The organism is Novosphingobium sp. ERW19 (assembly GCF_012641315.1).
Lineage (GTDB): Bacteria > Pseudomonadota > Alphaproteobacteria > Sphingomonadales > Sphingomonadaceae > Novosphingobium.
In genome coordinates this window covers 484171-497823 of record NZ_JABAIC010000003.1, presented here as the reverse complement: position 1 = coordinate 497823, position 13653 = coordinate 484171, and the positions used below count along the sequence as shown (strand labels likewise).

Here is a 13653-nt window from a genome sequence, read left to right as displayed (position 1 = left end):
CTCTGCACCAGCGCCAAACCATTTTCCTACTTCATATGTTCTCTATATGTTCTCGCTCGATTCGGCTATAGAAGGATCGAGAAATGACAATGAAAGCTATCTTGGTCGCAGGCTTCGCGATCACCTCTGCTACCTCCGCCAGAGCCCAGGATTTGTCCGCGCCAGCCACAATCGAAGCCCACGCCAGTCACTCCGAAGGCATCCGGATTGCTGAAACATCGAACGGCTTCCAGCTGGTCGAGCATGGGCTGTGGTCAGGCCGTCAGGCCGGCCCGGCATCTGGTCTTATTGTGCCACAAAATGGCCGCGTGAACCTGCCATACAGATACGAACCCAAGGCCAAACGTGGCCCGTCCGACTTCAGGCGAGCAAGCTACCTTCCCCACATCTATGCGGCGGAAGCGAAGTACTCATTGCCCGCAGGCCTGCTCGATGCGCTCGTATGGACAGAATCCCGATATAACCCCTTCGCGGTCAGCCCAGCAGGTGCAGCAGGTCTCGGACAGCTGATGCCAGCAACGGCAAAAGAACTCGGGGTCTCCAATCGCTTCGATCCTATGGCCAACATCTTCGGCGCTGCGCGGTATCTCCGGCAGATGCTCGACAGGTTTGGCGTGGTCCACCTGGCCGTGGCGGCCTACAATGCTGGGCCAGGGGCAGTCGAACGTGCAGGCGGCATTCCCCGAAATGGCGAAACGCCCGGATATGTCCGCGACGTCCTGCGTCACTGGCAGTTTTGATACGAACTGCGTCGAATGCCATTTGATCAGATTGAACGCTTCTCCTGACGGGCGTCACGCGGCGCGCTTTCGCCCTTTCCTGATGTCGACGACCTTCCGCCCATCGAGGAAGTCAGCCCAATCCTGCATCATTCGCCGGCGGGGCGCGAGATACTCCGCCGCGTTGTAAGCTCCCCGGACATCATCCTTCTCTGAATGAGCGAGCTGCAACTCGACCCAATCCTCATGGTACTTCCGGATCCACATCGCCGGCTTGCCAAATTCAACCAATTGCTCGTTCGCCCAGGTGCTGGCGAGGCCTCGAAAGCCGTGGATGGTCTGGCGACTATGATATCCAAGGCGGTAAAGCGCATAGATCATCGTGTTTTCAGACAACGGCTTGTCTGGGTGGGTCCCGGGAAACAGGTAATCACCGGTCGCCGCCGATACCATTTTTCTAGCAATGAGTGCGGCCTGGGCTGAAAGTGGAACGAGGTGTTCGCGCCCCATCTTCATGCGTGTAGCCGGAATCCGCCAAACGGCTTCCGTACCATCGAGATTTTCAAATTCGGATTTGACGGCCAGTCGAAGCTCTTTTGTCCTGACCCAGGTCAGCAATGCGAATAGTACTGCATCGCGGGTGACCGCCGAGCGCCGGTCACCTTCCTCTTGATAGGCTCGCAGCTTTTCGAGGAACGCAGGTATTTCCAACAGAGGAAGGCGGCTCATGTGCTTCACCCTGGGCCGAGGCTTCAGGGCGCCACTAAGGTGAGCAGTGGGATCGCTGGATGCCAGCCCGCAAGCAATCGCGAACTGAAAGACCTGCCCTACCCCTTGCTTGGCACGCCGACTGATATCTAGCGCGCCTCGTATCTCAATCCTGCGGATCATCTCCAGGACCTCGGGGGCAGTGATCTCGTGGATCAGCCTCTGTCCTAGGGAGGGGAACACGTCCCGCTCCATTCGTGACCAGACACGTTCGGCATGTGCCGGATTCAATGCCGACTGGCGGTTCTCGTGCCAGCGTTTCGCCACCATGTAGAAGGTGTCACCGTTCTCCGATATCACCTCCCCCTTGGCCTTCATTGGATCCTTGCCCTCGGCAAGGAGCGCCTTGGCCGCTTTGCGCTTGTCCCGGGCGGCGGCGATCCCCAACGCCGGATAAGCGCCAAACGACAGCAACTTCTCCTTGCCTGCAAATCGGTATTTCATCCGCCAAAGCTTCGTGCCGTTCGGCTGGACGAGCAGGAACAAGCCCTCGCTGTCGGCAAGCTTGTACGCTCGCTCGCGTGGCTTTGCATTCTTGGCTTGAGTCTCCGTCAGAGGCATGGGGGTATCGCTCCTTTCCGATACTCCGCAAAACTACCCCCAAAATACCCCCACACCAAATCTGGCTGCATGTGGAAAGCCATGGGCGCATGCGGACGCGAATCACCCGCAACCCTCTGCTTTTCTTTCGATTTTTGGAAAAATGCGGAAGCTGCCGGAAGCTTCCGGATAAGGGATTGGTAGCGGAGGAGGGACTCGAACCCCCGACACGCGGATTATGATTCCGCTGCTCTAACCTGCTGAGCTACTCCGCCCCGTTGCGCGGAACCGAAGTCCGCTGGGCAGGTCGGGCCTCTAGCTGTGGCTGCCTGTCCGGTCAACCGGGTAAGCAGGATTTTTTACAGCTCTTGTGGCAGCCCTCGCCCGACCGGCGCAAACGTCGTTACGCCACGCCATTGCTGCCCGCCTGCCCACCAGCGCGCCGTGCTTGCCACGCCTTGACCAGCGGCACGAAGGGGAAAACCCACTGCTCGCGGATAGACAGCCGCCTGCGATCATCCTGCCCGACGATACTGGCCTCACCTTCCTTGTAGGTGCCGAAGATGCGATCGCACAGGATCAGCGAATTGCCATAGTTGCAGCGCGTGTCCTCGTAAGGGACCGAATGGTGCAGGCTGTGGTGGCGGATCGTGGTGAAGAACCAGGAATAGAACTTCGGCGGGTCCGATCGCACATTGGCGTGCGCAAAGGTCGAGATCACCCCCGTTGCGCCGAATGCGCCCAGCACCGCTGCCTGCGACACGTCGAACAGCACGACGATGCTCAGGCTGATCAGCACCAGTTCGATCGGATTGCCGACCGCGCCCTTCATCGCGTTCAGTTGCGTGATGTGGTGGTGCGGCGCATGGGTCAGCCAGAACGGCGTCCAATTGTGCATCAGGCGATGCATCCAGTACTGGCCGAACTCATAGACGAACAGCACCAGCGCCACTTGCGCCAGGAACGGCATCTCCGCCGCCCAAGGCGTGGCGATCCCCGCTGCCTTCTTGAAGGCCATTAACGGCGCTTCGCCAACAAGCTGCGAAACCTTCGAAATCAGCGTCGCGTTCAGCACCATGTAGAACAGGTCGGTGAAGAACTCCTGGCGGTTCATCCGCCACCCGGCATGACGCTCTAGCACCAGTTCGAGTCCCAGCACCCACGCTGTCACGAGCGCAGTCATGATGATGGCGGTCCAGGTGCTTTCGACCCAGGCTTTCGGCGCAAGTCCCCAGAAGGAAACGACAATCGCCAGCGTCACCGGCGGCAGCATATCGACTGCAAATTTCCTGATGTTCATGTTGCTTGCCCGCAAGACCCCTGAACTGAACCCGTATACCAGACTTAGGCCCAACCCGCCAAACCGGGCGCTACGTCAATCGACGTATCCGCACTTTCTTCCGGGCAGGTATTACCAAAGCGGCTGATCGTAATACCAAGGACTCTCCGGTCCGGGGCAGCGATCAAGCTCACTCCACGAAGGGGAATGGCTGGTGCTACAGGCTTTTGCGACGCAGATCGGTGCCAATCTTGGAAAGGTCGGCAAGACCGCGCTGATCGCAGCGACCTTGGCACTGGCCTCCTGCTCCGGCGGTGAAAAGGTCGCTGAAAAGCGCACCGAATTCAGCATCGGCTGGTCGATCTACGCCGGCTGGATGCCCTGGCCCTATGCCCAGCAGGCCGGCATCGTGAAGAAGTGGGCCGATAAGTACCACATCAAGATCAATGTGGTGCAGGTGAACGACTACGTCGAATCGGTAAACCAGTACACCGCCGGCAAGTTCGATGGCGTGACCGTCGCCAACATGGACGCCCTCACCATTCCCGCTGCCGGCGGCAAGGACACCAGCGCCATCATCGTCGGCGATTATTCCAACGGCAATGACGGCATCCTGCTCAAGGGCGCAAACTCGCTGGCCGCGATCAAGGGCCGCCAGGTCTACCTCGCCGAGCTTTCGGTCTCGCATTACCTGCTCGCCCGCGCGCTCGGCAGCAACGGCATGGCGCTGACCGACGTCAAGACGATCAACACCTCCGACGCCGACATCGTCGCCGCCTTCGCCTCGCCCGATGCCACTGCGGCGGTCGCATGGAACCCGCAACTCTCGGTCATGGCCGCACAACCCGGCGTGTCGAAGGTCTTCACCTCGGCCGATATCCCCGGCGAAATCCTCGATCTCCTCGTCGTCGATACTGCCACGCTCAAGGCCAACCCCGATCTCGGCAAGGCCCTCGCCGGCATCTGGTACGATACGATGAAGGTGATGACCGCGCAGGACGAGCAGGGCAAGCAGGCCCGCGCCGCAATGGCCAAGCTCGCCGGGACCACGCCCGAAGTCTTCGAAGCCCAGCTCAAGACCACGTTCCTCTACGCTCAGGCCAAGGACGCGGTCGCCGCCACGCAAGACGCAAAGCTCATCGAGACCATGACCCGCGTGCGCGATTTCAGCTTTTCCAAGGGCCTGTTCCCCGGAGCCTCCTCGGCCGATGCGGTCGGCATGGCCTTCCCCGGCGGCAAGACGCTCGGCGATCCCGCCCGCGTCACCCTGCGCTTCGACGACAGCTTCATGAAGCTCGCCGCCGACGGAAAGCTCTGATCTCCTCGATACTTCGGGACACTTCCTCATGCGCTGGGTAAACCGCGAACCGGACCGCAAACAGCGCCTCGCGCTCGGTGCCGTGCCGATCCTGCTGCTGGTCATCGTCTACCTGTTCGCCGCCTATTCGCGCCACGCGGTGAACCCGGCAGACAAGATCCTGCCCCTGCCCTCCGGCATGGCGACGGCGCTCTGGGCGCAGATGACCAAGGCCGACGTGCTTTCCGGAACAGTGGTGTTCTGGGCCGACACCCTCGCCAGCCTCCAGCGCCTCTGCCTTGGCCTTGCCATCGCCACGCTGATGGCGCTGCTGGTCGGCCTCGTCCTCGGTGCCCTGCCCCCGGTCCGCGCCACTTTCGGTCCTCTCGTCACCGGCATCGCCGTCATCCCGCCCATCGCTCTCCTGCCGATCCTGTTCGTTGCGCTCGGCCTGGGTGAGACCGCCAAGGTCGCCCTGATCGTCATCGGCATCGCGCCCGTGATGATCCGTGACGTTGCCGGCCATGTCGGCACCCTGCCCCGCGAAATGCTGGCCAAGGCACAGACACTTGGCGCAGGCTCCTGGCAGATCCTCATCCGCGTCGCCCTGCCCCAGGCGATGCCGCGCCTGATCCTTGCCCTGCGCCTCGCGCTTGGCCCGGCATGGGTGTTCCTGATCTCGGCAGAGGCCATCGCGTCCGATGTCGGCCTCGGCTACCGCATCTTCCTCGTCCGCCGCTATCTCGCGATGGACGTGATCATCCCCTACGTCGCGTGGATCGCTCTGCTCGCCATCGCCATGGACTGGGGCCTCAGGACCTTGAGCCAGAAGGCGTTCCCCTGGGCTCACGGAGCAAGCCATTGAGCGCGCTCCTCTCCCTGCGCAACGTCTGGGTCGAATATGGCGACCGCGTGGTGCTCGAAAAAGTCGATCTCGATGTCGACGAAGGCTCGTTCGTCTCGGTCGTCGGCCCCTCGGGCGCGGGCAAGAGCACCTTCCTGCGCGTCGTCCTCGGCCAGGAAGTGCCGACCTCGGGCACGATCACCCTCGACGGAGAGCCGCTCGCCCGCGAATGTGGTCCCGATCGCGGCGTGGTGTTCCAGCGCTATTCGGTCTTCCCGCACCTCACCGTGCTGCAGAACGTGATGTTCGGCCTCGAATGCACCAAGGCGCCGCTGCTCGCGCGTCTCGTCGGCGATGCAAAGAAGCGCGCCGCCGAAGAAGCAACCGCCATGCTCCAGGCAGTGGGCCTTGGGGACAGCCTGAACCTCTACCCCAGCCAGATGTCGGGCGGCATGCAACAACGCTTGGCAATCGCGCAGGCCCTGATCATGCGCCCGCGCATCCTTCTGCTCGACGAGCCGTTCGGCGCGCTCGATCCGGGCATCCGGGCCGACATGCACGTGCTGATCCGCCAGCTGTGGCAGGACTTCGGCCTGACCATCATCATGGTCACGCACGACATCAAGGAAGCCTTCTCGCTCGGCACCCGCGTCCTCGCCCTCGACAAGCGCCGCCACGATCCCCACGCCCCCCACCGCTTCGGCGCGACGGCGGTCTACGATCTCACCCTGCGCAAGGACGCACCAGCGCCCGAGCCGGAACCGGAAGCGGCGTGATGTCCAGCGAACCCGCCAGCCTCGCCCGCCTCAGCATGAGCCTGCCTGCGGACCTGTTCCGCAAGCTCGACATGATGGTCGAGGAACGCCAGCTCCCCTCGCGCTCGCAGCTGATCGCCGAACTGATCCGCCACGCCCTCGCCGCGCACGAGGCGCTGACCCGTCCGGACGAGATCCTCGCGGGCACGATCACCCTCGTCTATCGCGGCGACCGGGGCCGCGTGCGCCAGCAGCTCGCGGGCACGCAGGCCGATTTCCAGACCGAAGTGATCTCCACCCAGCACGTCTTCCTCAAGGACGACCAGTCGCTCGAAGTCCTGCTGGTGCAAGGCCCCGCCGCCCGGCTCAAGGGCCTTGCCGATGCCCTGCGCCGCGTGCGCGGGGTCCAGCAGCTCCAGCTTGTCACCACCACCGCCCTGCTGCCGCCTCTGTCCGAGGCTGGCCCCGGATCGAAGAAAGGAGCCGCCGCATGACCGCCGCGCCCACCTCAACTTTGGCGAACCCCAACGCCGCCCGCGACCATGCCCGCTCGATGGCCGGAACGGTGGTGGAATCGATGCCGATCCTCCCGCCCGTCGCAACCGATCTGCCCCTAGGCGTCAGCGCGGATGACCTGCTCTGGGAAGAAACCGTCGCCCCCGGCGGCTACGCCACCCGCCGCATAGCCCGCGGCACCCGCCTGCGGCTGATCGACGTGAAGGGCGATGCCTGCGCCTCATTGAACCTGTTCAACGCCGAAATGCCGACCGAGCGCCTGAACTTTGCCGATACGGTCAAGGTGCAGTGGAACGCCTACCTCGGCACCGGCAAGCTCCTGCTATCCGACATGGGCCGCGTGCTGATGAGCATCGAGGCCGACGATGCGGGCACGCACGACTGCTTCTCCGGCACCTCGAACGCCGCCACGAACCTCGCCAAGTACGGCGAAGGCCGCAACAGCGGCGCCTATCCCAACGGACGCGACCGCTTCCTTCTGGGCGCCGCCAAGCACGGCCTCGGTCGCCGCGATGTCCACCCTTGCGTCACGCTGTTCAAGGGCACCCGCATCGAGGAAGACGGCACCATCACCCCACTCGTCGGCCCCTACGCTCCCGGTCGCAGCGTGATCCTGCGTGCCGAGATGGACGTGATAGTCGTTGTCACCAACGTCCCGCATGTCCTTGATCCCAGGCTGGAATACTCCGTCACCCCGTTGCGCCTCACCGCATGGCGCGGACCCGTGACTGGCGAGGCCGACCCCATCCGCAACGCGACGCCGGAGGGCCAGCGCGCCTTCCTCAACGTCGAAGACTACTACCGCCGCTGAAAAGGACAGGCCTGATGACCGATCCCCACCTCTCCGGCCTTTCCGGCACGATCATTCACGACGAGATCGTTCCCGCCCGCGCGCCTTGGTTGCACCACGTCAAGCAGGGTGAGACGCTGCGGATCGTCGACCTTGAAGGCAACCAGGCGGTCGACTTCCTGATCTACAGCGCCGCCGACGATTCCGAACGCTACAGCGCGCAGGATACCGTCGCTGCGCAGGGCAACCTGTTCCTGCGCGAAGGCACAGTGCTGCTGTCCAACGAAGGCCGCCCGCTGATGACCATCACCGGCAGCGCGGTCGATTACCACGATACCATTGGCGGCGCATGTTCCTGTGAATCCAATACCTTGCGCTATGGACATCACACCAAGTCGCAACATGCCTGCGTCGAGAACTTCCTTGAGGCCAACCTCTGGGAAGGCCGCGGCAAGCGCGACATCGTCTCCAACATCAACTTCTTCATGAACGTGCCGGTCGAGGCTGACGGGGCACTCGGCATCGTCGATGGCATCTCCGCCCCCGGTCTGACGGTCGACCTGCGCGCAGAGATGGATGTGTTTGTCGTCGTCTCCAACTGCCCGCAGATCAACAACCCCTGCAACGCCTTCAATCCCACCCCCGTCCGCATGATCGTCGCCGCATGACCGCCGCTCCCGCTTTCGACACGGTCCTCATCGCCAATCGCGGCGCCATCGCCACGCGCATCATCCGCACCTTGCGCAGGATGGGCCTGCGCTCGGTCGCAGTCTATTCGGAGGCCGACGAAGCCTCGCTCCACGTCGCACAGGCTGACGAAGCCGTGTGCATCGGCGGCGCGCGCCCGTCCGAGAGCTATCTCAACATCGCCGCGATCATCGATGCGGCCAAACGCACCGGCGCAGGCGCGATCCATCCGGGCTACGGCTTCCTTTCCGAAAACACCGAATTCGCCGCCGCCTGCGCCGAAGCGGGCATCGTCTTCATCGGCCCCACGCCCGACAACATCCGCACCTTCGGCCTCAAGCACAGCGCGCGCGAACTCGCCGCCGCTCATGGCGTCCCCCTTGCGCCGGGCAGCGACCTGCTGACCAGCGAGGACGAAGCCCTCGCCGCCGCCGAGGCCATCGGCTTGCCCGTAATGCTCAAGGCCACCGCAGGCGGCGGCGGGATCGGCATGCGCGTGTGCGAGACCGCTGACGACATCCGCGAAGGGTTCGCCGCCGTCGCCCGCCTCGGCCAGAGCAACTTCGGCGATGCCGGGGTCTTCCTCGAACGCTTCGTCCGCCGCGCCCGCCATGTCGAAGTGCAGATCTTCGGCGATGGCGAGGGCCGCGTCGTCGCCTTGGGCGAGCGCGACTGCTCGTTGCAGCGCCGCAACCAGAAGGTGGTCGAGGAAGCCCCCGCCCCGCTCCTCCCCGAACCTGTCCGCCAGGCGCTCTACGCCGCTGCCATCCGCCTCGGCGAAGCCGCGCGCTATCGCTCTGCCGGAACCGTAGAATTTCTCTACGATTCCGAGCGCAAGGAATTCTTTTTCCTGGAAATGAACACCCGACTGCAGGTCGAACACGGCGTGACCGAGATGGTCATGGGCGTCGATCTGGTGGAATGGATGATCCGGGGCGCCGCCGGTGATTACAGCTTCCTCGACACTGCGCCGACCACCCCCAACGGCCATTCGGTGCAGATTCGCCTCTACGCCGAAGACCCGGCACTCGATTACCGCCCCACCTCGGGCACGCTGACCTGCGTCGAATTTCCCGCCGACATCCGCGCCGAAACCTGGGTCATGGCCGGCAGCGAAGTCAGCGCCTGGTACGATCCCATGCTCGCCAAGCTGATCGTCCACGCCCCCACCCGTGCCGAGGCCGTGACTGCGATGCAGGACGCGCTGGCGAAATCCCGCGTCGATGGTATCGAGACCAACCTGCGCTGGCTGCGCAGCGTCGTCGCCGCGCCTGCCTTCACTTCAGGTGAAGTCTCGACTCGGGCACTGGAAGACGTTGTTTTCAAACCCCAATCAATCAGGGTGATCAGCGGCGGTACCGCCACCACCGTGCAGGACTGGCCCGGTCGCCAGCACCTCTGGGCGGTCGGCGTGCCGCCCTCCGGCCCGATGGACGACCAGTCCTTCCGCCTCGGCAACCGCCTGCTCGGCAATCCCGAAGGCACCGCCGGACTGGAAATGACCGTCACCGGCCCCACCCTGCAGTTCGCAGCCGATGCCACCCTGTGCCTCACCGGCGCTGACTTCGGCGCAACTCTCGAAGGCAAACCGGTAACTCGAGGGCAACTCTTCGAGGCAAAGGCAGGGCAGACGCTGGTCATCGGCAGAGCAAAGGGCGGCGGCATGCGCGGCTACCTGCTCGTCGCCGGCGGGTTCGACATCGCCCCTTACCTCGGCAGCCGCAGCACCTTCGAACTGGGCCAGTTCGGCGGCCACGCCGCACGCCGTCTCGTCGCGGGTGACGTCCTCCACCTCGCCCATGAACCCGTCGGCGAACCGCTAGCCCCGCCGCCCCTGCCCACGCTCCCGAGCGACTGGTGCGTGCGCGTGCTCTATGGCCCACACGGCGCGCCGGACTTCTTCACCGAGACCGACATCGACATGGTGGTCACCGCTGAATGGCAGGTCCACTACAACTCCAACCGCACCGGCGTGCGCCTTGTCGGCCCCAAGCCCGAATGGGCGCGGCGCGATGGCGGCGAGGCGGGGCTGCATCCCTCGAACATCCACGACAACGCCTATGCCATTGGCGCGGTGGACTTTACCGGCGACATGCCAATCATCCTCGGCCCCGATGGTCCGTCCCTCGGCGGCTTCGTCTGCCCGTTCGTGGTGATCGCGGCGGATCGCTGGAAGATCGGCCAGCTCGTCCCCGGAAACCGCGTCCGCTTCGTGCCCGTCACCATGGACGAGGCAACGGCTGCCGATCGCGCGCAGCAGGAATTCCTCGCCACCGGCACCAGGCCCGCCTCCAGCCGCCCCTGCGATGCCGCCACGCAGACGCCGATCCTTGGCACGATACCCGAAGCTCCGGGCCGCCCCGGCGTTGTGTACCGCCAGCAGGGTGATCGCAACATCCTTGTCGAATACGGCCCGCTGGTGCTCGATCTCGAACTGCGCATCCGCGTCCACGCGCTGATGACCGAGCTTGAGCGCATGGCCCTACCCGGCGTGATCGACGTAGTGCCCGGCATCCGCTCGCTCCAGCTGCACTTCGATGGGCGCAATCTGACGCAAGCCGAGGCGCTCGCCGCGCTCACGGCGGCAGAAGAACGCCTCGGCGATCTCGAAGACTTCGCCATCCCCTCGCGCATCGTGCATCTGCCGCTGAGCTGGCGCGACCCCGCCACCATCGAGACCATCGAGAAGTACATGAGCGCGGTGCGCGACGATGCGCCATGGTGCCCGGACAACATCGAATTCATCCGCCGCATCAATGGCTTGCCAGACGTTTCTGCGGTGGAGAATCTGATCTTCGAGGCGAGTTACCTCGTCATGGGTCTGGGCGATGTCTACCTCGGCGCGCCGGTTGCCACGCCGGTCGATCCGCGCCACCGCCTTGTCACCACCAAGTACAACCCCGCCCGCACCTGGACGCCGCCCAACGTCGTCGGCATCGGCGGGGCCTATATGTGCATCTACGGCATGGAAGGCCCCGGTGGCTACCAGCTGTTCGGCCGCACCGTGCAGGTCTGGAACACGCATCGTCAGACGGCAGACTTCATCGAGGGCAAGCCCTGGCTCCTGCGCTTCTTCGACCAGATCCGCTTCTACCCGGTCAGCGCCGAAGAGCTGGCCGAGTGGCGCCGCGATTTCCCCAGCGGCAAGCGCGCGCTGAGGATCGAACCGTCCGAATTCCGCCTGTCCGACTACCGCAAGTTCCTGGCCGACAACGCCGAGGACATCGCCGCCTTCGAAGCCCGCCGCCAGTCCGCATTCGATGCCGAACGCGCCGAATGGCAACGCCGCGGCGAATTCGACCGCGTCAGTGCCCTTACGGAAAGCGAAGCCCCCGCCGAAAACGCGGTGGACGTCCCCGAAGGCGCAGACCTCATCGAAGCCCCCTTCGGCGGCAGCGTGTGGAAGCTGCTGGTCCAACCCGGCGACACCGTGGCGGCGGGCGAGACGATCGCCGTAATCGAGGCGATGAAGATGGAGTGCCCGGTCGAAAGCCCCGGCGCAGGCACGGTCGCCGCGCTCTACATCAAGGAACGCCAGCCGCTACAGCCCGGCACGCCCATGCTTGCCCTGCGGAGGAGCGCATGACCGTGCTCGACCGTCGCAGCGCCGCCGCCATCGCTGCGGGGGTCAATGCTGGCACGACGCCCGCCGTCGCCGTCATGGAGGAAACCCTCGCCCGCATCGCCGCCTACGACGCAATCCAGCCGCAAGTCTGGATCAGCCGCGCCACGGCGGAAGACCTGCTTGCTCAGGCCCGCGCCATCGATGCCCGCGTGGCCGCAGGCGAAGTCCTGCCGCTGGCCGGCGTGCCCTATGCCGCGAAGGACAATATCGACGTCACGGGCCTCCAGACCACCGCCGCCTGCCCGGCATTTGCCTATGCCCCAGCCGAGGACGCGACCGTCATCGCCCGCCTCAAGGCCGCAGGGGCGATCTGCGTCGGCAAGACCAACCTCGACCAGTTCGCCACCGGCCTCGTCGGCACGCGCAGCCCCTATGGCATTCCGCGCAATGCCTATAACCGCGATTACGTCAGCGGCGGCTCTAGCTCCGGTTCGGCCATCGCGGTTGCCACAGGGCTCGTGCCCATCGCGCTCGGCACCGATACCGCAGGTTCCGGCCGCGTGCCCGCCGCGTTCAACCACCTGATCGGATTCAAGCCGACCAAGGGCCGCTGGAGCACCAAGGGACTCGTCCCCGCCTGTCGTTCGATAGACTGCATCACCGTTTTCGCTTCCGACACCATCGACGCTCGCCTGGTCGACCACACGCTGGCCGGATTCGACGCGGGCGATCCATGGTCGCGCCAACTTCCCGAAACTGCGCTCAACCCCAAGCGCATCGGCGTCCCCCGCCGCGATCAGCGCGCGTTCTTTGGCGACGGTGAGTCCGAATTCTTCTACGATCAGGCCCTCGCCACCCTCGCGCAGAGCGCCGAAGTGGTCGAGATCGACATCGCCCCGCTGCTCGAAGCCGCGCAACTGCTCTATGGCGGACCATGGGTGGCCGAACGCACCGCCGCCATTGCCACATTGCTTCGTGACATCCCCGAGGCCGTCGACCCCACCGTGCGCACCGTCGTCGAAGCCGGGTGGGACAAGACCGCCGTGGAGCTTTGGAACGGCGTGTACCGCATGGCCGAACTGAAGCGCCATGCTGACCAGTTGTGGGAAAGCGTCGACATGCTCGCCTTCCCCACCACCGGCACCACCTACCGCGTCGCCGAACTCGCGGTGGCCCCGGTGGCGCTCAACAGCAACCTCGGCTTCTACACCAATTTCGTGAACCTGCTCGACATGGCCGCCGTGGCGGTACCCGCAGGCGTGCGCCACAATGGCACCGGCTTCGGCATCACGCTGATCGGCCCTGCCGCCACTGACCGCGCCCTGCTCGATGCTGCCGACCAGTGGCTCGACGCCGCGAACCTCACTCCCCCACCCCCGCTCGACCTGGAGGGCAAGATGCAGACCGTGAAACTGGCCGTCGTTGGCGCACACCTCGAAGGCATGCCGCTGCACTGGCAGCTGACCTCGCGCGATGCGAAGTTCGTCGGCGCGTTCGAGACCGCTCCGACCTACAAGCTCTACGCCATCGCCAACAGCACGCCGCCCAAGCCCGCGCTAGTCTTCGACGAAGGCGGGGCGGCAATCAAGCTTGAGGTCTATGAGCTCGGCCTCGCCGAATTCGGCAGCTTCACCGTCGAAGTCCCGCCGCCGCTCGCCATCGGCACGGTCACGCTGGCCGACGGCAGCAGCGTCAAGGGCTTCGTCGCGGAACCGCGGGCGCTGGCCGGAGCCGAGGACATTACGCACCTTGGCGGATGGCGCGCTTACATCGCCTCGCGTAGCTGAGTTTTTGAAGACGCAACCGTCGTAAGCCCACCCCCAACCCCTCCCGCATGCGGGAGGGAGCGAGACTTATCGAACGAAGTGAGATTAGTCGCAGCGGGGTGGGCTT

11 protein-coding genes and 1 tRNA gene are annotated in these 13653 nt (G+C 64.7%); 9 read left to right on the top strand and 3 right to left on the bottom strand.

Going from position 1 to position 13653, the window contains the following annotated elements:
- Positions 1-83 precede the first annotated feature (83 nt).
- Positions 84-740 carry a transglycosylase SLT domain-containing protein gene (locus HGI46_RS08495; RefSeq protein WP_168903804.1) on the top strand — a complete coding sequence of 219 codons (657 nt, stop codon included), beginning with the start codon at positions 84-86 and terminating at the stop codon, positions 738-740.
- A 54-nt stretch (positions 741-794) separates the two neighbouring features.
- On the opposite strand, the gene HGI46_RS08490 is transcribed toward HGI46_RS08495, so the two are convergent.
- The 3 genes from HGI46_RS08490 to HGI46_RS08480 all read right to left on the bottom strand — a co-directional run bounded on the left by HGI46_RS08490 (position 795) and on the right by HGI46_RS08480 (position 3327).
- Complete coding sequence (locus HGI46_RS08490; RefSeq protein WP_168903803.1) at positions 795-2048, bottom strand: integrase arm-type DNA-binding domain-containing protein; 1254 nt, start codon at positions 2046-2048, stop codon at positions 795-797.
- A gap of 177 nt (positions 2049-2225) precedes the next feature.
- Positions 2226-2302, bottom strand: a tRNA-Met gene (locus HGI46_RS08485).
- Between the two features lie 128 nt (positions 2303-2430).
- A complete protein-coding gene (locus HGI46_RS08480) occupies positions 2431-3327 on the bottom strand; it encodes a sterol desaturase family protein (RefSeq protein ID WP_168903802.1) in 897 nt (298 codons plus the stop codon).
- A gap of 217 nt (positions 3328-3544) precedes the next feature.
- Between HGI46_RS08480 and HGI46_RS08475 the strand changes: the two genes are divergently transcribed.
- Genes HGI46_RS08475 through atzF form a run of 8 tightly spaced genes read left to right on the top strand, consistent with a single transcriptional unit; the run spans position 3545 to position 13547 of the window.
- Entirely contained in the window at positions 3545-4624 is a 1080-nt protein-coding gene (locus HGI46_RS08475) for a putative urea ABC transporter substrate-binding protein (protein ID WP_168903859.1), read from the top strand.
- Positions 4625-4652: 28 nt separating this feature from the next.
- Complete coding sequence (locus HGI46_RS08470) at positions 4653-5468, top strand: ABC transporter permease subunit (protein WP_168903801.1); 816 nt, start codon at positions 4653-4655, stop codon at positions 5466-5468.
- Positions 5465-6223, top strand: a complete 759-nt coding sequence (locus HGI46_RS08465; protein ID WP_168903800.1) for an ABC transporter ATP-binding protein — start codon at positions 5465-5467, stop codon at positions 6221-6223. The genes HGI46_RS08470 and HGI46_RS08465 overlap by 4 nt, the downstream gene beginning before the upstream one ends.
- Complete coding sequence (locus HGI46_RS08460) at positions 6223-6696, top strand: CopG family ribbon-helix-helix protein (protein ID WP_062347447.1); 474 nt, start codon at positions 6223-6225, stop codon at positions 6694-6696. The genes HGI46_RS08465 and HGI46_RS08460 overlap by 1 nt, the downstream gene beginning before the upstream one ends.
- Entirely contained in the window at positions 6693-7529 is an 837-nt protein-coding gene (locus HGI46_RS08455) for an urea amidolyase associated protein UAAP1 (protein ID WP_168903799.1), read from the top strand. Before HGI46_RS08460 ends, HGI46_RS08455 begins: the two co-directional genes overlap by 4 nt.
- 11 nt (positions 7530-7540) lie before the next feature.
- Positions 7541-8176 carry an urea amidolyase associated protein UAAP2 gene (locus HGI46_RS08450; RefSeq protein WP_206065630.1) on the top strand — a complete coding sequence of 212 codons (636 nt, stop codon included), beginning with the start codon at positions 7541-7543 and terminating at the stop codon, positions 8174-8176.
- Positions 8173-11781, top strand: coding sequence for an urea carboxylase (gene uca, locus HGI46_RS08445; RefSeq protein WP_168903797.1), 3609 nt, complete (start codon positions 8173-8175; stop codon positions 11779-11781). The genes HGI46_RS08450 and uca overlap by 4 nt, the downstream gene beginning before the upstream one ends.
- The gene (gene atzF, locus HGI46_RS08440; RefSeq protein WP_168903796.1) at positions 11778-13547 is read left to right on the top strand and encodes an allophanate hydrolase; all 1770 of its coding nucleotides are present in this window, start codon (positions 11778-11780) and stop codon (positions 13545-13547) included. Before uca ends, atzF begins: the two co-directional genes overlap by 4 nt.
- Positions 13548-13653 lie beyond the last annotated feature (106 nt).